General features: G+C 63.9%; 17 protein-coding genes. 5 read left to right on the top strand and 12 right to left on the bottom strand.

From position 1 onward, the window contains the following. Positions 1-36: 36 nt before the first annotated feature. The 5 genes from AC56KW_RS13265 to AC56KW_RS13245 are packed head-to-tail and all read right to left on the bottom strand — an operon-like array spanning position 37 to position 6568. Positions 37-2253, bottom strand: coding sequence for a heavy metal translocating P-type ATPase (locus AC56KW_RS13265; protein WP_497171195.1), 2217 nt, complete (start codon positions 2251-2253; stop codon positions 37-39). Positions 2254-2257: 4 nt separating this feature from the next. Next, complete coding sequence (locus AC56KW_RS13260) at positions 2258-3415, bottom strand: c-type cytochrome (protein WP_027867974.1); 1158 nt, start codon at positions 3413-3415, stop codon at positions 2258-2260. 25 nt (positions 3416-3440) lie between these two features. Then, the gene (locus tag AC56KW_RS13255) at positions 3441-4328 is read right to left on the bottom strand and encodes a c-type cytochrome (RefSeq protein WP_497171194.1); all 888 of its coding nucleotides are present in this window, start codon (positions 4326-4328) and stop codon (positions 3441-3443) included. After that, positions 4325-4957: a cbb3-type cytochrome c oxidase subunit II gene (locus AC56KW_RS13250; RefSeq protein WP_497171193.1), complete on the bottom strand. Its 633-nt coding sequence runs from the start codon at positions 4955-4957 to the stop codon at positions 4325-4327. The genes AC56KW_RS13255 and AC56KW_RS13250 overlap by 4 nt, the downstream gene beginning before the upstream one ends. Before the next feature lie 3 nt (positions 4958-4960). Then, entirely contained in the window at positions 4961-6568 is a 1608-nt protein-coding gene (locus tag AC56KW_RS13245) for a cbb3-type cytochrome c oxidase subunit I (RefSeq protein ID WP_497171192.1), read from the bottom strand. 390 nt (positions 6569-6958) lie between these two features. On the opposite strand from AC56KW_RS13245, the gene AC56KW_RS13240 reads away from it, so the two are divergent. The 4 genes from AC56KW_RS13240 to AC56KW_RS13225 all read left to right on the top strand — a co-directional run bounded on the left by AC56KW_RS13240 (position 6959) and on the right by AC56KW_RS13225 (position 12429). After that, on the top strand, positions 6959-7723 hold the full coding sequence (locus tag AC56KW_RS13240) for a glycosyltransferase family 2 protein (protein ID WP_497171191.1): 765 nt from the start codon (positions 6959-6961) through the stop codon (positions 7721-7723). After that, a complete protein-coding gene (locus AC56KW_RS13235) occupies positions 7720-8424 on the top strand; it encodes a TVP38/TMEM64 family protein (RefSeq protein ID WP_497171190.1) in 705 nt (234 codons plus the stop codon). Before AC56KW_RS13240 ends, AC56KW_RS13235 begins: the two co-directional genes overlap by 4 nt. After that, positions 8396-10123, top strand: a complete 1728-nt coding sequence (locus AC56KW_RS13230; protein ID WP_497171189.1) for an ArnT family glycosyltransferase — start codon at positions 8396-8398, stop codon at positions 10121-10123. Before AC56KW_RS13235 ends, AC56KW_RS13230 begins: the two co-directional genes overlap by 29 nt. A gap of 299 nt (positions 10124-10422) precedes the next feature. Further along, positions 10423-12429 carry an LTA synthase family protein gene (locus tag AC56KW_RS13225; protein WP_497171188.1) on the top strand — a complete coding sequence of 669 codons (2007 nt, stop codon included), beginning with the start codon at positions 10423-10425 and terminating at the stop codon, positions 12427-12429. Between the two features lie 48 nt (positions 12430-12477). Here the strand turns inward: AC56KW_RS13225 and AC56KW_RS13220 are convergent, their stop codons facing one another. The 5 genes from AC56KW_RS13220 to AC56KW_RS13200 all read right to left on the bottom strand — a co-directional run bounded on the left by AC56KW_RS13220 (position 12478) and on the right by AC56KW_RS13200 (position 17384). Continuing rightward, entirely contained in the window at positions 12478-12876 is a 399-nt protein-coding gene (locus tag AC56KW_RS13220) for a diacylglycerol kinase (protein ID WP_497171187.1), read from the bottom strand. A gap of 55 nt (positions 12877-12931) precedes the next feature. Next, positions 12932-13705, bottom strand: a complete 774-nt coding sequence (locus tag AC56KW_RS13215; protein ID WP_497171186.1) for a phosphatase PAP2 family protein — start codon at positions 13703-13705, stop codon at positions 12932-12934. A gap of 35 nt (positions 13706-13740) precedes the next feature. Then, entirely contained in the window at positions 13741-15381 is a 1641-nt protein-coding gene (locus AC56KW_RS13210) for a phosphoethanolamine transferase (protein WP_497171185.1), read from the bottom strand. An 85-nt stretch (positions 15382-15466) separates the two neighbouring features. Then, a complete protein-coding gene (locus tag AC56KW_RS13205) occupies positions 15467-16720 on the bottom strand; it encodes a sensor histidine kinase (RefSeq protein ID WP_497171184.1) in 1254 nt (417 codons plus the stop codon). Further along, complete coding sequence (locus tag AC56KW_RS13200) at positions 16695-17384, bottom strand: response regulator transcription factor (RefSeq protein WP_273161511.1); 690 nt, start codon at positions 17382-17384, stop codon at positions 16695-16697. Before AC56KW_RS13200 ends, AC56KW_RS13205 begins: the two co-directional genes overlap by 26 nt. Positions 17385-17663: 279 nt before the next feature. Between AC56KW_RS13200 and AC56KW_RS13195 the strand changes: the two genes are divergently transcribed. Further along, the gene (locus AC56KW_RS13195; RefSeq protein ID WP_497171183.1) at positions 17664-18863 is read left to right on the top strand and encodes a cation:proton antiporter; all 1200 of its coding nucleotides are present in this window, start codon (positions 17664-17666) and stop codon (positions 18861-18863) included. Between the two features lie 5 nt (positions 18864-18868). Here the strand turns inward: AC56KW_RS13195 and AC56KW_RS13190 are convergent, their stop codons facing one another. Next, positions 18869-19480, bottom strand: a complete 612-nt coding sequence (locus tag AC56KW_RS13190; protein ID WP_497171182.1) for a YeeE/YedE thiosulfate transporter family protein — start codon at positions 19478-19480, stop codon at positions 18869-18871. Continuing rightward, on the bottom strand, positions 19473-19979 hold the full coding sequence (locus AC56KW_RS13185) for a YeeE/YedE thiosulfate transporter family protein (protein ID WP_497171181.1): 507 nt from the start codon (positions 19977-19979) through the stop codon (positions 19473-19475). Before AC56KW_RS13185 ends, AC56KW_RS13190 begins: the two co-directional genes overlap by 8 nt. Between the last annotated feature and the right edge of the window lie 2 nt (positions 19980-19981).

Below are 19981 nucleotides of genomic sequence, written 5' to 3'. Positions count from 1 at the left end.
CTATCGCAGTATAGCGCGTGACCTGTACAGTCGCGTTCAGACGCGATGCTCCGCGCTCATTCCGGACAGCAGCCTTCCCGAATTCAGCACCACGCTCAGACTGCTGGCCAGCATGGCGCAGGCAGCGGCAACCGGGGTCACCATGCCGCTGGAGGCCAGCCCCAGCACGGCCACGTTATAGACCATGGAGAACGCCAGGTTCTGGCGCACCACCCGGACGGTGCGCCGTGCATGCCGCCAGGCGGCGGCAACCTGCTCGACGCCGCCGCTCGCGATGACCACCCCTGCCGTGGCGACCGCCGCTGGCGCGGCACCCTGAACCGCGATGCCGCAGTCGGCTGCGGCCAGGGCAAGCGCGTCATTGACACCGTCGCCGACGAACACCGCGGGTCTGCCGGCCCGTTCGAGGACCTTCACCTTGTCCTCGGGCAGACAGTGCGCGTGGACATGCTCAGGCCCAAGACCGACGGCTTGCGCAACCTGGGCCGCGGCGGCCGCACTGTCGCCGGTGACCAGGCGGGTGCGGATGCCCGCATCTGCAAACGTGCGCAGGGCCTCGGCGGCGCTTTCCCGTATGCGGTCCTGCAACAGGACGGCGCCGATCCATGTTCCGTTCCGCGCGACTTCGACCCTGGTGCAGCCTGGCGGCGCACTTGCCGGCAGGGCCACGCCCTGCTCTTCGACAAAACCCGCGCTGCCCACGAGTACCGTCTGATTTCCGTCCTTGCTGCGCCAGGTGCAGCCGCGCGAATGGCGTTGCGCCAAGCCCTCCCCGGCGCTGCCCATGCCTGCGGCCTCGGCCGCCGTGCGGATCGCGCGCGCCACCGGGTGCGCAATGTCAGCTTCCGCCCGCGCCGCCAGGGCCAGTACCTCGGCGGAAGCGGCGCGCTGCGAACCGATCACCTCGCGTACTTCAAGCATGCCTTCGGTCAGCGTGCCGGTCTTGTCGAACAGGATTTCGCGCGCACCGGCAAGCGCTTCGAGCGAAGCAGGATCGCGCAGCAGGATACCCTGGCGCGCCCCACTTGCGGTCGACGCGGCATACGCCAGCGGCAGCGCCAGCCCGACTGCACAAGGACAGGCCGCTACCAATACCGACAGGGCACGCAGCGCCGCCTGCACCGGATCTCCGCTCGCGCCCCAGGCCAGTGCGAAACTGGCCGCCGCCAGCACCAGCGCACCCGGCACCAGCCAGCGCGCGAACCGTTCCGCCTGCATGGCGGCGGCGCTTTTCGTACCGAGCAATTCGAGCATGCGCACGCCGATGCGGTCGATGAAACGTTGGCCCCAGGGCTGCTCGACGCGCAGTACCAGCCGCGACGACACGTTGATGGAGCCGGCAACGATGCTGTCGCCGGGCGCGACCGGCAAGGGAGCCGACTCGCCGTTCACGATCGCCGCATCGACCTCGCCTTCACCTTCGACGACCGTGCCATCGACCGCGACGCGCTCGCCCGCGTGCACCAGCACCAGGTCGCCCGGACCGACCCGGTCCGCGGCTTCCTCCGTCGGGACGCCGTCGGCGCCGATCCGGCGTACCGTTTCCGGCACCGCCTGGCGCAACGCATTCACCGCCACCGAGTTGCGCCGCCGTGCGTGCAGTTCGATCAGGCGGCCGCACAGCAGAAAACTCACGAGCATCGTCGCGGTGTCCGCGTACACATCGGCGCTGCCGCGCAGCAGCGACCATGCCGAGAGCAGGCAGGACGCCAGCACGCCGGTCGACACCAGCGCATCCATGCCGGGCACGCCGGCGCGCAGGGTGCGCCAGCCGGCGCGATAGAAGGACAGGGCCGACCAGCTCACCACTGGCAGCGCGGCCAGGCAGGCGGCGAGCGCGACCCACCAACCCTGGGGCGAGGCGGCCAGCCCGGCGTCCAGGTACAGCGCCACCGATCCGAGCATGCTCCACATCCCGAAAAAGCCGGCCACCGCCAGCCGCATCCAGACCGCGCGCGCCTGGGCATCGATCTGCCGCTCCAGTTCCTGGGATTCGACCAGCGGGACGATGCCGTAGCCGAGCCGCTCGACGCGTGAGAAGACTTCATCGAGGTCGACGCGCTCCGGGTCCCAGCGCACCAGCGCCGAACCGCCCGCAAAACTGGTGCTGGCCGCGGTCACGCCGGGCGCGCGCGCGATCGTGCGCTCGACGGCCAGCGCGCAACTGGCGCACCACATGCCCTCGATGCTGACCACCATGCGCCCGGCGCGGCGCAGCGCCTCGCGGTCCATGCCGGCGAAGGCCGCCTCCACCTGCTTAACCCTTGGCCGGACTGGCCGCGCTGGCCGAGGTGGCGCGGGCCACGCCGACGCCGAGGATCCTGCCGTTCACTTCCTTGCCGTAGTAGCTCTTTTCCTTGTTGTGGAAACGCACCCGCGCCTCCTCGATCGTCCCGGTCTGGCGCGGATCCTTCGGCCGCTCGTGGCTGTTGATGTAGGCCGCCGCGTCCCAGGCGTCCTGGTCCGACAGGCTGTACGGCTTACCGAGCGGCATGTTGGCCTTGATAAAGCCCGCCGCGGTATCGATGCGCGACATGCCGGCGCCCCAGTTGTAGGCTTCCGGCCCCCACAGCGGCGGGAAGCGCAGCTTGCCGCTCTCGTCCTTGCGGCCCTGGCCGTCGGCGCCGTGGCACAGTGCGCAATTCTGCGCGTAGACCCTGGCGCCGCGCGCGTGGTCGTATCCCTGCGGCGTTTCCTTGACCTTGATGTAGCCGCCGCCGCGCATCTTCTCGCCGGTAGGCGCGCCATCGGCAAGCCAGTACATGTAGATCATCAGGTCCTTGTAGATGTCGTCGCCCGGCGGCGGCGCCTTGCCGGCCTCGGAAGCCTGCGCGTTCATCGAATAGTTGAAGCAGCCGTTGATCCGCTCTTCCAGCGTATTGACCTTGTTGTTCTTGGCCCGGTATTTCGGGTACTGCACGTAGGCCGCCCACATCGGCGCCGAATTCTCGCGCCGTCCCGCGTCGAGGTGGCACTGGGCACAGGCCATGCTGTTGCCGACATAGCGCTGGGCATACTGCGGCGTGTGGATGAAGATGTCGCGGCCGCGCCGGATCGCGTCGCCTTCCGCACCGTCGGGCATCTCGCTCTCGGATGGCGGCACGAAGTAGCCGTCCGGGCCGGTCGGCTGCAGCGGCGCGGCCACCTTGCCTTCCTTGTCCTTCTTGCGCTCGGCACGCGCGGCGAGCATCGCCTTGCGCGCTTCCGCCCCCGCGGCTTCGCGCGAAACGGCCGGCGCCGGCGTCTCGGGCGTGAAGCCCGCAGCGGTCTGGAAACTGCGCCAGGCGCCGGTCTGGACCACCAGGGCGCCAAAGGCGAACAGCACCAGGCCGCCGCCGGCCGCGGCGGCCAGGCGGCGGGCGGTACTGCCCAGGGCGTAGGGAGACTGCGTCGTGGTTTTTTTCGGGTCGTTCATATTCTGTCGGGTTCAAGCGTTGGCATCACAGCGTGGAGGCGGAGCGCGCAGCGCCTTGCGCCACCGTGGCGGGCGGCGTGGCGGGAGGTATCGCGGCCGGCGGCATCGAGCCGAGGTAGTCCGCAACGGCGCGCATGTCGTCGGGGTTCATGCGGCGCGCGATGTCATCCATCAGCTTCTGCGGCGAGTTCTTGCGCTCGCCCGCATGCCATGCCGCCAGCTGGGCGAAGATGTAGTCGGGCTGTTGGCCGGCCAAGGCCGGGAAGCCGGGCGCGACGCCCTCGCCGCTCATGCCGTGGCAAGAGAAGCAGGCCGGGACGTTGGATTTCCAGTCGCCTTTTTCGGCGATCAGCCTGCCGCGTTCCAGGTTGCCGCCCAGGCTGGGCGCCAGCGTGGTGCGCAGCTCGATGCCGGCGTAATAGCGCGCCAGCTTCTCGATATCCTGGTCCGTCAGCGCGGGCGCCACCAAGGCCATCGACTCGTTGTGGCGCAGGCCCGAACGGAAGTCCTCCAGCTGCTTGGCCAGGTAGGCGGCCGGCTGGCCGGCCAGGCGCGGCGTGCTGAGACCTCCCTCCCCGGCCGCGCCGTGGCAGGACGCGCAGCTCCAGGCCTGGCCCTTGCCGGCGGCGACGATCTGCAGCGTAGCCGCATCGACCTCGCCCAGGCCGCTTGCCGCTGCCGGTGGCGCGAGCGCAGCGCGCACCGCGGCCGGTGCAGCGGCGTGCTGCTGTTTGAGCTGCTGCGCCCGCCGCTGCGCCTGGTACTCGGACACATAGGTCAGCAGGCCCCAGAACGCCAGCGCGAACACGAGCGCCACCACGAACAGGGGAATCGGGCGCGTGCGCTCCCATGGATCGAAGGCCTCGTCGACCTGCGGCGCTGCCGGGCGCTTGCTCGGATCGTTCTTGTTCATCGCTGTTCTCCCTTGGACAAGGCGTAGCCTTCGTCGCGAACGGCTTCGCCCGCCGGCGCCGCCGGATAGGTTCGGTTCAGTCCCTGCAGGTAGGCCGCCAGGTCGAGCGCTTCCTGGCGCGCCACCACGACCTCGCCCTTCGGCTGGAATTCCGGGGGCAGCTTGACGACGATGTCGCCCGGCGCGGCCTGCTTCTTGCGCTCGAACAGGTAGGGATAGGCGGGCATGATGCTCCAGTCGAAAATCGCGCGCGGCTGGTACAGGTGCGTCAGGTGCCAGTCGCGGCTCGGCAGGCGCGCGCCGACATTGAGAAGGTCGGGACCGGTTCGCATGGTGCCCAGCTGGTGCGGGCGGTCATAGGCGAAGTCGGCCGCGGTCGGAGGCCGCCCCCAGCCTTTCGACAGGTCGGCCAGGGTCTGCCCCGCCGCGCGCGGCTGCTGGCTGTGGCAATAGACGCAGCCCTGGTTGATGTACTGCTGGCGTCCCGCCAGTTGCTGCGGCGTGTAGTCGGCCAGGCCGGGCGCCGGCGCCTGGTCACGGATCTGGGCGCCGGGGATCACCACCAGCATCAGGGTCGCAAAGGCGAGGATGGCGATGGCGCCGACGAAAATCGGAATGAGGCGGTTCATGGATCAGGCTCCAGCGTTGGCAGCGGCGGGCGCCTCGCCGGCGATGGCCGTGCGCAGGGTGCCCTTGCCCATCAACAGGGCGGCGATGTGGAAGGCGAACACCAGGTGGCCCAGTGTCATCAGGCTGCCGCCAAGCGAGCGCGCCTGCAGGTAGGGGATGGTCGCCCGTGTGACGGACTCGAACGAACGGCCCGTGTCGAGCAGCCCCACGCCCTGCAGCCATCCGCCCGCGGAGACCGCCAGGAAATACACCGCGAAGCCGCCGACCACCAGCCAGAAATGCAGCTTGAGCAGGCGCGGCCATGGCCAGTCGCGTCCGGTGAGGTAGGGCAGCATGTAATAGAAGGCGCCGAACAGCACCATGCTGGTGAAGCCGTAGGCCCCCAGGTGGGCATGGCCGACCGTATAGTGCGTGAAGTGGGTAACCGAGTTCACCGGACGCAGCGCCTGCAGCGAGCCCTGGAACGAGGACAGCGTGTACATCAGCGCGCCCAGGGCCACGAAGCGCAAGGCCACCGACTGCTTCAAGGCCCAGGCGTTGCGGGCAACCGTGGTGTGCTGGTTGATCGCGACCGCGATCACCGGGATGAACATCATCACGCTATGGACGATCGACAGCGTCACCAGCCAGGTCGGCACCGGGGCGCCGATCAGGTGATGGATGCCGACCTGGCTGTAGAACAGCGCCAGGCCCCAGAAGCCGAGCAGCGACAGGCTGTACGAATAGACCGGCTGGCCCACGATCTTCGGGATCATGTAATAGGCGGTTCCCACGCCGAGCGGGGTCAGCCACAGGCCGAGCACGTTGTGCGCGAACCACCAGTTCACCGTGGCGTGCTGCACCCCGGCATGCAGGCCAGGCAGGTTGGCGATGAGGTACAGCACCGGGAACCACACCAGGCCGCCCAGGAAGTACCAGCCCGACACGTAGATGTGGTGCGACTTGCGGTGGCGTGCCGTCATCACCAGCGGGAAGGCCAGGCAGGCACCGCCCACCGCGAGCAGCAAGCCGATCTGCCAGGGGATCTCGAGCCATTCGACGCCTTGGGTGTAGCCCAGGCCGATGGCAGTCACACCCATGCCGACGCCGATGGTCCAGACCATGGCGCCGAACATGGCGACGCCCGGGTGACGCAGTGGCGTGTGGAAGATGCGCGGTACGATCCACAAGGCCGAGGCGATGCCGGCGACCGACAGCCAGCCGTAGGCGACCAGGTTCAGGTGCATGCTGCGCATGCGTCCGAAAGTGAGCGGCGCGTGGCCTACGAGCCAGTCCGGCAGGTGCAGCTTGAGCGAAGCGATCACGCCGAACACCGAGCCCAGCACCAGCCAGAACGCCGCCACGGCCGCCATCAGCAACACGGTGCGGCGCCCGGCGACGTCGATCCGTTCACGGATCACGTCGAAGCGGTGGGCATGGGAGCCTTGCGGCGCACGGCCGAAAGCGGTGGTGTCGTCGGGCGCGGCGGTCTCGCCCGGCTCGAAGATCGTGGAGGCATCGCTTTGCGACAGCGCGAACTGGCGGCGGGCGATGGCCCAGATCAGGAAGCCGAGCGCGGCAAGCGACGCGCTGAAGCTCAGCGCGAGCAGTAGTCCAATGGTAATGGGCATGGCCTTGGAATGGTAGCGGGCTGCGCCAGGCTGGACACTGCCCTGTTCACGGGTTCGCAAACTCGGAACCGCGCTGATTGTCGAACAGGTCACGTCATCGACGTGTGCCGTGTATTGATTACGGGCAATTCTTCGTTGCGGAGTGGGATGCTACGCGGCGCCGATTAAGGCAGGATTAAGGAATGCCGTCGTACCGGAATGCCGTCGTACCGGACTGTCGTCCGTGACCGGGAATGGCGCGGGCGCTGCCACGACCTGCGTCCGCATTATTGTTTAACGGGAATTTAACGTCGACTGGTGCAGAATGATGTTGGGCAAGACATATCAAGTCGTGTACGCTGTCCGCTCATCGAACGCCACAATAAACGTCTTCATAAATGATTGAACAACATGTCTGAGGAAACAAACGACAAGCAAGCATTCCTGGTATCGGTGCTGATTCCGGCAAAGGACGAGGCCGGCAACATCGGGAACCTGGTGGACGAGGTTCATCGCGCCCTGGCCGGCCGCTATTCGCATGAGGTAGTCCTGGTCGACGATGGCAGCGGCGACGACACCGGCGCTGTGTTCCTGCGGCATTGCCAGCAATCGGGCACGCCGGCGCGGCTGATCCGCCATGCGCGAAGTGCCGGGCAGAGCACGGCCCTGTGGACCGCCGCGCGCCACGCCGCCGGGCGTTTTTTCGTCACGATAGACGGTGACGGCCAGAACGACCCGGCCGACATTCCGGCACTGGTGGCACAGGGGCTGACCCTGGAAGAGAAGCACCGGCATTTCTGCATTGCCGGTTTCCGCAAGAACCGGCGCGACACGCGCTGGAAGAAAATCCAGTCGCGCATCGCCAATGCCGTGCGCCGCAGCATACTCGACGACGGCGTACCGGATACCGGCTGCGGACTCAAGCTGGTGCCGCGCGAAACCTGGCTTGGCCTACCCTACTTCGACCATATGCATCGCTTCGTGCCGGCGCTGGTCAAGCGCCTGGGCGGCGCGATCGCGGTCGTGCCGGTGCACCATCGGCACCGCACCGCCGGCGTATCGAAATACACGGCCTGGAACCGGCTGTGGGTCGGCATCGTCGACATGTGGGGTGTCAGCTGGCTGATCCGGCGCAGCAAGCTGCCGCTGATCGAACGCATGGAAGTGCAGCAGTGAAAGCCGAACTGAAACTGCTCCTCAAGCCGCTGCTGCTGAGCTGCCTGCTGGCGCTGGGCTTTGCCTCCCTCCATTTCCAGTGGTGGGGATCCTTCACCGAAATGGACCTGCTGGACCGGCTGTTCGAACGACATTGGACGATTGCCTGGCCTGTTTTCGTGATCACCGGCGTCGTGTACACCGCGCTCGGGGGCCCGCGCCAGCTGCTCGCCTTCAGTTGCGGTTACTTGATGGGGGGCTTGGCGGGTGCGCTGCTGAGCACCCTTCTTACCGGATTCGGCGCCCTGCTGGCGATCTACTGGGTGCGCAATATCGGCATGGAGCGCATGCTCAGGCGCCATGGCGAACGCGTCGCCTTCATCCGCAGGCTGCTGGCGGGGGACACCTGGCTGTGGATTTGCACGGTGCGCCTGATGCCGGTCGGCAGCAACCTGGCGACCAACATCGCGGTGGCGCTTGCCAGGCTGAGCATACCGGCGGTGTTCTGGGGCAGCCTGCTGGGCTACCTTCCTCAAATGCTGCTGTTCAGCTTTGCCGGCGCAGGCCTGGCCTTGCAGGACGAGCAGCAGCTCTGGATCAGCCTGCTGATGCTGGTGCTGTCCACGGCGCTCGTGCTCTATCTCTACCATCATGGCTTCAAGCAGCGGCTACAGGAAATCCGAGGACAAACGCATGCAACTCCCATCCAATCCCAGTGCTAGGCAAGACGCAAGCTGGTGGCCGTGGATCGCTGCCCTGCTGATCGCGGCCCTGTTCGCCGGCATCGGGCTGCGCGACCCCTGGCCTGCCGACGAGCCGCGCTTTGCCCAGGTCGCCCGCGAAATGGTGGAATCGGGCCGTTGGCTCTTCCCCACGCGCGGCGGCGAGTTCTATCCGGACAAGCCGCCCATCTTCATGTGGCTCATCGCCCTCTTCTACCAACTGACCGGACAACTGAAGATCGCATTTCTGCTGCCCAGTGCGCTGGCGGGCCTGGGGACGCTGTGGCTGGTATTCGACCTCGGGCGGCGCCTGTGGGGAGAGAAGGTCGCGCGTTCGGCTGTGCTTGCGCTCGCGTTCACGCCGCAGTTCCTGCTGCAGGCCAAGGGCGCGCAAATCGATGCGCTGGTCTGCTTCTGGATCACCCTCGGCTGCTACGGACTGCTCCGTCACTTTCTGCTCGGTCCGGCCTGGGGCTGGTATGCCGCCAGTTGGGTGGCGATGGCCCTGGGCATCGTGACCAAGGGCGTCGGTTTCCTTCCCGCACTGATGCTGATACCGCTGGCGATCTGGGGCCGCCCCGCCACCGCGTCCGGGCGGCAGGTCTGGTCCATGCGCGCGTGGTGGGGACCGGCCCTGTTGCTGGGCACACTGGCGCTGTGGCTGGTGCCGATGTGGATCGCGGTCGAACGCATCCAGAGTCCGGAACTGCTGGCTTACCGCGACAACATCCTGCTCAGGCAAACCGCTGAACGCTATGCCAATGCCTGGCATCACATCAAGCCCTGGCACTACTACCTGACGATTGCGCTGCCGAGCATGTGGTTTCCGCTGGCCGTGCTGTTCCTGCTGCGGCTGCGCAGGATCAGGAAGCTGTGGCCCTCCAGCGCCGCGCTGCGCGTACTGCTGAGCTGGGTTGCACTGGTGTTGCTCTTCTTTTCCATCAGCCCCGGCAAGCGCGAGGTCTACATCCTGCCCGCGCTGCCGATGTTCGCCCTGGCGCTCGCCTACGTCTGGGAACAGGCGCCGGCAGAAGGGCGCCGCGGCACGGCTGTCGTGTTGCGTGCGGCGCTCGCGATCATGGGGCTGCTGCTGATCCTGCTTGCGGCGGTCGCGCTGTTTGCCCCCGAGCACCTCCCGTCCCGGGCGGACGACTATGCCGACGCCGTCGCGGCGCTGGCTCCGGGCTTGCTCGTCCTCGGACTGGCGCTGTCTGGCATTGTCTGGCTGTTGCGCAAACGCGCATTGTTCGAACAGCTCGCCCTGGCCAGCGTGCTGACCTGGCTGTTCGTCTCTTTCTGGCTATGGCCCATCCTCAACCCACTTCGGACGCCGCGCGCCATCATGCAGGAACTCGAACGACGCCTTGCCCCGGAAGCGGAAGTGGGCATGCTCGAGTTCAAGGAACAGTTCCTGCTGTTCGCAGACCGGCCTCTGGTCCACTTCAGCTATCTGGCGCCGCTGCCGCGGCAGGAATGGAATGCCTGGCGCTGGATGCGCGCAGACCCGACGCGCGTGCTCCTCCTCCCCGATGGCCTGGCCTTGCGCTGCTTCGACCTGGCGAAGAAACGCGTTCTTGGCGAAGCCCATCGCCGCAACTGGGTTCTGCTCGATGCCTCGTCCGCACGTGAAAGCTGCGATGCGGCTGCCGATCACGCCCCCTACCGCTACGTACCGGTGAAGAAGGATATCCTTCAGTGAATCAGGGCGGAACGACGGGCGCCGGGTGCTGGTCGACGGCGCCGCCAGGCTTCATCGGCTGCTGGGATAATTAGACGCTATCGGCCGCTTGCATTCGATTTGGTTTAACGCGATCTTAACGGCGCCTTAACGCCGTCCTAACGGCGCTTGTCCTAAGATCGCCCTCCACTTTCCCCTATGCACTATTCGCTTCCCCTGCGATGGGAGACTTCCTGTCTTAGCGGCGGTCCACGTCAACCGCTCCTGCCTGGAGTGCGGCAGTATTTTTGAGCGACTGACAACCCCATCCGCAAATATCTATGAGCAATGCATTGCCTGGTAAAACCTCGATCTTTCATCACTGTGCGCACCGTCTTGCACGGTCAAGCAGCTGGGCAGGCCCCTTTGCCGGCACGCTCCAGATGCTGCTCATCGGCCTGGTCATCCTGTCGCTATCCAGGTTCGCGCTGGTCGCATGGCAGTGGGACCGCGTCGAAGCGGCCGCGATCCCGGCTTCGCTGTTCGTCCAGGGCCTGCGCGCGGACCTGATCCTGCTGGGGTACTTCGAGGTGCTTCCCCTGTTGCTGGCCCCCTTGCTCGCCTACCGCTCGTTCGCACGCGTGTGGAGGACTGTGAGCATTGCCTGGGGCACTGTTGCTCTTATTTTCATCTTGTTTATGGAATTGTCCTCGCCTCAATTCCTGATGCAATACGACGTCAGGCCGAACCGCCTGTTCATCGAGTACCTTGCCTACCCGAAGGAAGTGTTCGCGACGCTGTGGAATGGTTTTCGCATCGCGGTGGTGACCGGCGTCGGATTGACGATCGGCCTCGGCCTGTTGATTTTCGATCTGCTCAGGCGTGCTTCGCCCGGCATAAGCATGTGGCCCGCAAGGAAACTGCTGCTCGTATGGCCGGTTCTGTGCCTGATCGTACTGATGCAGATCCGGTCGACCACGGGGCACCGCCCAGCCAACCCGGCCTTCTTTGCGCTGACCGGTGACGCGATGGTCAATTCGCTCATCATCAACTCGGCATGGTCGGTGCTGGACGCGCTCAACTCCCTGAAGAAAGAAGCAGTCTCCTCCGACATCTATGGGGCATTCCCGCGGGAACAAGTTTTTCGAGAAGTTAAATCAGCGCCCTGGCTGCACGGCTATACGTTCAGCAATACCGACACTCCGACTCTACATTTCCAGCAAGCCGCCATCGCGCGAAACCGGCCGCTTAACCTGGTAATCGTCCTGCAAGAAAGTCTGGGCGCGACCTTCGTCGAGTCGCTGGGCGGACTGCCAGTGACGCCGGAGCTGGAAAAGCTCAAGAGCGAAGGCTGGTGGTTCGAGCAGCTCTATGCGACCGGCACCCGTTCGGTGCGAGGCATCGAAGCGGTCGTGGCCGGCTACGCACCGACGCCCGCCCGCAGCGTGGTCAAACTCTCGCTCGCGCAGCAAGGCTTTTACACGATTGCGGCAGGACTGAAACAGCAGGGCTATCATACTGAATTCGTGTATGGCGGCGAAGCGCATTTCGACAATATGCGCAGCTTCTTCACCGGGAACGGATTCCAGCGCGTGGTCGACATACGGGAAATGCGTCCGGCCTTCACGGGAAGCTGGGGAGCGTCCGACGAGGACTTGTTCAACAAGTCGCTGGAACGCCTGAAGGAACTTCATGCCCAGGAGAAACCGTTCTTCAGCCTGATTTTCACCTCATCGAATCACGAACCGTTTGAATTTCCGGACGGAAAAATTACGCTTCACGATCCGGTCAAGCAAACGGTGAACAACGCCGTCAAGTATGCGGACTACTCGCTCGGGAAATTTATCGCCGAAGCGAAGAAGCAGGCGTACTGGAAAGACACCCTATTTCTCGTCGTTGCCGATCATGACAACCGCGTCTACGGCAATAGTCTGGTGCCCGTCAAGAAGTTCCATATCCCGGGACTCATCCTGGGGGCGGACATTGCACCGAAACGGATTGGAACGATCGCCAGCCAGATCGATCTTGGACCGACCCTGCTGTCATTGATGGGCGTTTCGAGCATGCATCCGATGATCGGCCGGGACTTTGCAAGAGACAGCAGCACCCCTGGCCGCGCCATGCTCCAGTTCGATAATTATTTCGCCTGGCTCGAAGACGGGTCGGCGACGATCCTGCGTCCGCGCCAGCATCCACTGCTTGGAAACTATGATGCCCAGAGCGGAAAACTGGATCTTCAGGCGGGTGCGCCCGACAAACTGCAAGTGAGCAAGGCAATGGCTCACGTTATTCTGCCCTCGCTACTCTACCGCGAGCGCAAGTACACCTTGCCCGAACAAGGGCCTTGAATAGCGCTCGCTCGATGGCAATGGTCCTCCATCGGAGGACCATTGTGCTTACTTCAGCAAAACCGGCGCCACGATCACGGTCCAGGTGACTGCCGCAACGGCCACCGCCAGGAATACCGCCGCGCTGCCCAGATCCTTCGCGTTCCTGGATAGTGGGTGCCGTTCCAGAGAAATGCGGTCGACGACGGCTTCGATCGCGGAGTTGAGCAGCTCGACAATCAATACCAGCGCCAGCACCAGCACCAGGGCCAGTTTTTCCAGCACCGAAACGGGCAGGAGCAGTGCGACGAACAGCGCCGGTACCGACATGAGCAATTCCTGCCTGAACGCGTATTCGTACTTCCATGCGATTCTTAAACCGCGGGCGGAATAACGTGACGCGGCCACGATGCGAGCCAGACCGCTGGTGCTCTTGAATTCACTGACCTCTTGCTTATCCTGAAGCATGGTTGTAGACCTTTTGGAATAGTCGGCTGCGCGATTGGTAAGCGAGCCGGGTTAATCAGGCGGTTTCGGAAATGTCCGTTTCAGGGTCAAGCCTGTGCCGCTTCTGCGTTGCGGCGGGAGCCGGCGGGCAAGACAGGGCAGCGCCGGCTTGCCTCCCCTGAAGAACAAGGATGACGAGGACCACGGTCGCGCTTGCGATCCAGATCGACCAAAGGCTGTGGGTGAGGAAATGAGCACCGCGCAGTTGCTGCAAAAGCCCGAGAAAGTTGCCGGCAGCGATACCTGAAAAGGCCGCTATCCGGGCTGCGCGAGCCTGAGCAGGTAGCCAGTAGACCGCCAGCGACAACAGCCACAGTGCGCTCGAGGCGTGGCCAGCAGGAAGGCAGCGGCCAGGAATCGCGCCGTCTGGCAGTACGTCGAAAATCCGGACATAAGGCTGCTCGCCTCCGTAACGGGAAAGGTCCCATGGGCAGTGCGATGAACTGAGCTGCTTCAGCAGGCTGATCAGGGCCGGGACCAGTATCGCGGACGATGCGACGATGCGCAGGCGGAGCCGGCCCAGGACACCCAGTCGTGGCAAGGGCCGGAACGCATCGACCACAGCACACCCGATAAAGGCCAGCGCCGCCAGCGTCAGCACCCGCTTCAGGATCACGTGTCCGAAGGTGTCGGTGAGCCATGCATCGCGCCAGGGAAAAGTATTGCTGGCGGCGTCGAACAGCGCATCGGCGAGCAGCAGATCGACATCGGAGTAACGTCCAATCCACAGCGTCGACAAGGCCCCGGCGATAAGTGCGACAGCGATCCTTCGTGCCGCGCGGTAGCCCAACAGTGTCGGACAAGCAAGGTGACGAGGCCGACGCATCAGCCTCCCCTGACACAGGAATGGAACAGGTCGAGCCGTGGATTGAGTACCGCGGTATTCACATCGAGCATCCCGAGGACGGAATGAAACACATTGTCATGCGATAGCGGTTGCCTGCGCCGTTCGTTCAGGCAGCGTCGATCGAGACGAAAGCGTTCGCTGAAGCCTGGCGACATCCACAGCATCATGGGGACGTCGGTCTGCTCGCGCGGCGCCAGGAAATACGGGGCGCCATGGAGGTACATGTTGTTTTCTCCAAGCGACTCTCCATGGTCGGAGAAATACAGCATGGCCGTATCGAGGCCCCCGCTTCCCGCGATGTCGCGCAACATATCGATGGTCTTGCTCAGAAAGTAGTCGGTGTAGAGGATCGTGTTGTCATACGCGGCCTGGATGGATTCACGCGAACACTCTTCGAACCGGTTGGATGTGCACACCGGCCCGAACCTTGAGAACGCGCGTGGGTAACGGTTCGCATAAGCAGGGCCGTGGCTCCCTTTCTGGTGCAACACAATGACGAGATCCCTGGTGCTGTTGCGGATCAGCTCAGGCAAACCTTCGAGCAAACGCTCATCGTAGCACTCCTTAGCGCCACAATGGCTGTCAGGCCCCGCCGGCTTCGACAGATCTTCGTACTTCACACGGGCGCACACACCCTTGCATCCGGAGTTGTTATCGCGCCAGATGACGTCGAAGCCGGCGTGCGTGAGTACGTCGAGCAATCCTTCCTGGCTGGTGGCCTTCGACTGGCTGTACCCATCCCGGCCGAGTGCCGAAAACACGCACGGTACTGACACCGCGGTCGCTGTACCGCAAGAACGCACGTTCGAAAAATTGATCAGCCCCGCTTGCCGCGCCAACAAGGGATTTGTCTCGCGAGCATATCCGTTGAGCGAAAAGTTCGCGGCACGTGCCGTTTCGCCGACCACGATGACGGTGAGCGTTCTGCGCTCCTGGCCGGTCCAGGTCGCGCCCTTGACCGCGTCGCGGCCAAGGGGAGCCACGACGAGGCTGGCAGCCAATCGCTTGCGCAGATAGCCATGCGTCGCCTGGATAAAATTGGTGGGAGTCACGAGAAAACGCAGCTCCCGATGCTCGCGCAGTACTGGCGCCAGGCTCTTGAAACACAGGATGAGCAGCAAGGCCGCCAGCGCCAGCGATCCCGCCGCAATGCCGAAGCGCTGCATGAGTCCCTTTGGTCCTTGCGGGAAATGGATCCTGGCACGCGCAATCAGCAGCGACGGCAGCACGCCGAGCAGGCAGACCGTCGCCGCCAAATGCCAGCTGATCAGCTCCATCGCTTCGCGCGCATCCGTCTCGAAGACATTCTGGACCATGGCCTTATCGATGACGATCCCATAGGACGCCATGAAATAGCTGGCAGCCGATGCCGTCAGTATCAATGCGATCAATACCGGTTTCGCGACATAGCGGAAGCTCGCCATGGTCAGGCACGCGTTGAAGAACAGGACAAGCATGAGGAATGCCCCTGTCAGCAAGGGCAGCCTGTCCAGCGAGGCGCCGCCTGTGGCCTGTGTAAAGGTCGACCAGAATGTCTGGTTGCTGGCGCTTGCCAGCAACAGTGCAACCGCCAGCGTGAGAACCGGCGCATCAACCCGCCGTGCAAATAGTTTTTCCACTCTCGTATCCATTCAAAGCTGCCGCCCACAGGGCAGCTTGCTTGAAGGATAGAGACGCGCCTATGAGGGCATCGTCAAGGTCGCGTTAGGTTTGCGTGAAACCGGGAGGAAAGATGATCGAGAAGCGGCTGCCGCCGTCCGGACGGTTCGCGTAGTCGAGCGATGCACCCAGGTATCCGCAAATACGTCTCACCAGCGACAAGCCAAGGCCTGTCCCGGCCGAGCCACTGGAGGGAATGGCAGTGGCGCCCTGCCTCAAGGTTTGTCGCACCGCATCCGGCAATCCCGGTCCGGTATCTTCCACGATCACGCGCCCGGGCTCGAGCACGACCGTTACCGAACCCTGCTCCGTGTACTGGCATGCATTGCGTATCAGGTTCGCTATTGCAGACTTGCATAATTCAGAAGGCGCGCGCACGCTGATCTCAGCACTACCCACACACAGCAGCTTGACAGGCTTGTGTGCCAGCATGGGCTGGTAACGTTCAACCTCGCGTCGCGCAATCTCGCTCACGGACACTGGTGCGAGCAAGCCGACTTCCGGTGCACGGGCCAGCATGAGCATGACACCGACGCATTCCGTGGCCTCTTGTGCCGCGCGATAGATGCGCTGTGCCGGTGCCTGGATTGCCGTGTCCTGGCTTGCTTCCAGCAGGATCTCGGCCGCCCCCATGATCACGGTGAGCGGCGTGCGCAACTCATGACTGACGTCGCCGGTAAAGAAGCGTTCCCGGTCGAGAACCTCCCGCAACTCGGTCGTATGTGCGGCCAGCGCCCGCGCAAGTACGCCAAGCTCGTCCCGGCGTTCGGTGAGCGGCAAGGTCGACGCACCGCGCTCGACCGCTTCGACGAGCGCGCGAACCGGCGCAACGATCCTGCGCCCGACAAAACGGCCAAGGAAGACCGCCAGCAGCACAAAACCTGCAAAAAACCCCGCAAATACCGAATACACCAGCAGCTCGACCTTCTCGTAGTCGCTTTCATGATCGACGACGACATAGGGGCCACGCGCGTCCGCACCCGACAGCACATGCAGGCCGATGCCATCCACGATTGCGTCCGACACGCCGGCTGGCAGCCCGCGCAGCGATAACGGGATCTGTTCGCCACGGTGGAAACGCAAGCCAGCCGGCAGGTCCGCCGCCAGCCCCGCAGCTTCTCGTGGACGCCCCCATTTCTCGACTTCGGCCAGCCGGTTGTCGACCAGGTAGACCTCGATTCCTTCGACAGCCAATGCAGCCAGCACCGCAAAGAATACGGACAGGACGATGCCAAATAGGAGGAAGGCGGCGACGATCGGCCGGCTCAAGGAATCAGCCTGGCGCATCGGGAAGAACAAGCCGGTAGCCAACGCCGGGAACAGTATGGACCATGGGGAGGGCAAAAGGTTTGTCGAGCGCCTGGCGAAGCGCGTGGATGTGCGTACGCAAAGCATCACTGTCAGGTCGGTCATCGCCCCAGACAGCCTGCTCGAGGTCATCGCGCGGGACGATCCGCGGAGCGGCACTCATCAGGCAGCGCAGCAAGACATAGCCTGTCCTGGTAAGCACGACTTTCTTGCCGTCGCGGGAAGCATCGAGCACATCGGGATCGAAGACCAGTCCGCCAAAGCGCAGCGCGCGCCCCACCAGAACCGATCCGCCGGAACGACGCACCAGGGCTCTCAGCCGGACCTCGAGCTCCACCAGGGAATAAGGCTTGACCAGGTAGTCGTCCGCGCCGCTGTCGAAGCCGGCAACCTTGTCGGGCAGGCTGTCGCGCGCCGTCAGCATCAGGACCGGTGTCGGTGCACGGAGCTCGGAGCGCAGTTTCCGGCACAGTTCCAGGCCATTCAAGCCGGGAAGCATCACGTCCAGGATGATCACGTCATACAGGCTTTCGGAAGCCAGGGCAAGCCCGCCGTAGCCATTGCGGGCGGAATCGACCGTATATCCCTTTGGTTCCAGGAAGCCGTACAAATTTGCCAGGATATCCGGATTGTCTTCTACGATGAGGATACGCATCCATGCATTGTAAGGCGAAACAGTCCTTGTCGAGCAGGGTCCGGCCCGCTAAATTTGTTGCAGGCAGGCATGACGAACGCCATGCAGTGCGCGTACGGCAGCAGCAGACGTGACGCCGGCCCGGACGCACGGGCCCCTCGACCCGCTTTGGCCGTAGCTGTACGGCATTGCGCTCGCCCACCAGTGCAATTGTTCTTGCAAGCATTTGAACAGTCGGGCGATACTCGCCGCTCACGTATTCGAGATACAAGATCACGCAGAGACGATATGCACGCAGCAATGGGCACGACCGAGATTTTCCTGATCGCCATGGCGATCATTTTCAGCATTCCCTACCTGATCTGGCGCTTGGGCGACACGGACTATTACGCCCCGCTGGTGGTGGTGCAGATCATTACCGGCATCCTGCTCGGACCAGGCATTCTGGGCAGGGTTTATCCGGAATACTATGGCTTCGTGTTCAATCCCGAGGTAATCCGGTCGCTCAACGGCATTGCTTGGTGGGCCGTGATGATCTTCGTGATGATCGCTGGCATCGAACTCGACCTCAAAGCGGCCTGGGCGCACCGCCGAGAGAGCATGATCACCGCATCGCTCGCGCTGGGTACGCCGCTGGTGTTCGGCTGCGTCGCCGCGCTCGGCATGCTGGGCTACGCCGGCTGGATCGGTCCGAAGGCCGAGAGCTGGCAATTCGTGCTGGGAGTCGGCATGGCGTGCGCCGTCACGGCCTTACCGATCCTGATTCTGCTCATGGAGAAATTGGAAATCCTGCGTCAGCCGATCGGGCAACGCATCCTGCGTTATGCAAGTCTGGATGACATTGCGATCTGGGGCGTGCTGGCCCTGATCCTGCTCGATTGGGATCGCGTCGGACGCCAGCTCGGGTTCCTCGCTTTGTTCGCCGTGGCCACCGTGTTGTTCCGTAAACTGATGGTCAAGTTACAAGAACGCGACCGCTGGTACGTCATCCTGATCTGGCTGACGGCCTGTTCCTTCGCAGCCGACTGGGCCGGACTGCACTACATGGTTGGCGCCTTCCTTGCCGGTGCGGTAATGGACTCGGACTGGTTCGACCAGAAGAAGATGGATTTGATGCGTCACCACGTACTGCTGGTCATCATGCCGGTGTTCTTCCTTTCTACCGGCTTGCGCACCAACTGGGCGATGGGTGGGCCGGCGGTGTTCCTCGTCGCCGCGGTACTACTGCTCGCCTCGGTGAGCGGCAAGCTGGCCGGCACCCACATCGCCGGTAAAATCCTCAGGTGGGGTGAGGGCGAGGCGTCCATCATCGGCTGGCTGTTGCAGACCAAGGCGCTGATCATGATCATCTTCGTCAATATCCTTCTGGACAAGGACATCATCACCAGCGAAACCTTCACGGCCCTGCTCCTGATGGCCGTCGGCAGCACCATGCTCACCGTTCCCGTGGTCTACCCAAGGCTGCGGCGCGTTGCCGCCCTGGTGTTCAAGGCCAGCTGAATTTGCTACGGAAAATACAGGTACAGCAGCCACAATGCCACGCCCAGCAAGGGCACGAACACGATCAGGAAGGGCGTGGTGCGCACTCCAATCAGATCGGGCAGCTGGATGCAGCCGCGGTCACCCCAGGCCAGCACGTTCGAGCTGAGGCTTCTGGACAATTCGGCGTAGAGATAGCTGCCCGCCAGGAGTCCGGCGATCCCGGCGACGGCATCCAGATTCCCTTGTCCCAAGGCTGCGGCGCCTGTTCCTGGGCAATATCCGATCAAGGCAAACCCTGCTCCGAAGACCAGGCCGCCAAGCACATTGGCCGCATACTTCGTGGGTTTGAGCTGCAGCTTGACGAGTCCGAGAGCGTGCATGGCGAAAATGCCGATCATCCCGACAAGAATAGCCGCCAGCATGATTTTCATGACCGTGAAATCGGTCAGCAGAAGCGCCCCCAGCAGAACCTCATACTTGGCAACGCCGCCTTTCTGCAACAGGAAACCGAAGATAATCCCAAAGAAAAGGCCCAATGCGAGCTGCCTTGGCGCGTCGCTTTTCCCGGCCCCGCCATCCGTGCTTCCTGGTGGCTTGGCGTGGTGAACGCCGGCCTTTGCGGATGTGTTATCCATACATCACCTGCGCTATCAGGGAACCGCCTGCGAAGAAGCATGCCAGCGCAATCCACGACCCGACCGACAGTTGCAGTGCGCCGCTGATTCCGTGGCCACTTGTGCACCCGCCTGCAAGCCGCGCCCCGAACGCCATGATCACTCCGCCAACGAAAGCGACAGACAGACGCAGCGGTACAGAGTTTCCGAAATGCGCCTCCCACAGCGGGGGGATCACGCTGGCATGGAATTCTCCACCCGACAAGGCGGCGAAGAATGCCCCGATGACAATGCCGAATGCGAGCATGACTTCCCACTCGATTTTGGGAGTCTTATCCTGATAAAACGCCAGGGAGTCGGTGTGTTCCCTGGAGACCAGGTAGCCCAGCAGGCCGGCCATGCGTGCGAAAGCAGTCGACACGCCCAGCGGTTTGCTGGAAAAGTAAAATGTCGCCATCGAGAGGACGCCGATAAGGGCGCCGACCACATACGGATTCCATGCGCCGCCAGCCGTGTTCATGT

The sequence above is a fragment of the Telluria sp. RT2P19 genome, from assembly GCF_059685725.1.
The sequence above is the reverse complement of the archived record's forward strand: the minus strand, read 5'-3'. Positions and strand labels throughout refer to the sequence as shown.

What these genes read in the sequence shown, in the direction of transcription:
- AC56KW_RS13245 (WP_497171192.1), bottom strand. Translation starts at nt 6,568, where the DNA reads ATGCCCATTACCATTGGACTACTGCTCGCGCTGAGCTTCAGCGCGTCG.
- AC56KW_RS13250 (WP_497171193.1), bottom strand. Translation starts at nt 4,957, where the DNA reads ATGAACCGCCTCATTCCGATTTTCGTCGGCGCCATCGCCATCCTCGCC.
- AC56KW_RS13255 (WP_497171194.1), bottom strand. Translation starts at nt 4,328, where the DNA reads ATGAACAAGAACGATCCGAGCAAGCGCCCGGCAGCGCCGCAGGTCGAC.
- AC56KW_RS13260 (WP_027867974.1), bottom strand. Translation starts at nt 3,415, where the DNA reads ATGAACGACCCGAAAAAAACCACGACGCAGTCTCCCTACGCCCTGGGC.
- AC56KW_RS13230 (WP_497171189.1), top strand. Translation starts at nt 8,396, where the DNA reads ATGCAACTCCCATCCAATCCCAGTGCTAGGCAAGACGCAAGCTGGTGG.
- AC56KW_RS13240 (WP_497171191.1), top strand. Translation starts at nt 6,959, where the DNA reads ATGTCTGAGGAAACAAACGACAAGCAAGCATTCCTGGTATCGGTGCTG.
- AC56KW_RS13190 (WP_497171182.1), bottom strand. Translation starts at nt 19,480, where the DNA reads ATGGATAACACATCCGCAAAGGCCGGCGTTCACCACGCCAAGCCACCA.
- AC56KW_RS13200 (WP_273161511.1), bottom strand. Translation starts at nt 17,384, where the DNA reads ATGCGTATCCTCATCGTAGAAGACAATCCGGATATCCTGGCAAATTTG.
- AC56KW_RS13195 (WP_497171183.1), top strand. Translation starts at nt 17,664, where the DNA reads ATGGGCACGACCGAGATTTTCCTGATCGCCATGGCGATCATTTTCAGC.
- AC56KW_RS13225 (WP_497171188.1), top strand. Translation starts at nt 10,423, where the DNA reads ATGAGCAATGCATTGCCTGGTAAAACCTCGATCTTTCATCACTGTGCG.
- AC56KW_RS13220 (WP_497171187.1), bottom strand. Translation starts at nt 12,876, where the DNA reads ATGCTTCAGGATAAGCAAGAGGTCAGTGAATTCAAGAGCACCAGCGGT.
- AC56KW_RS13185 (WP_497171181.1), bottom strand. Translation starts at nt 19,979, where the DNA reads ATGAACACGGCTGGCGGCGCATGGAATCCGTATGTGGTCGGCGCCCTT.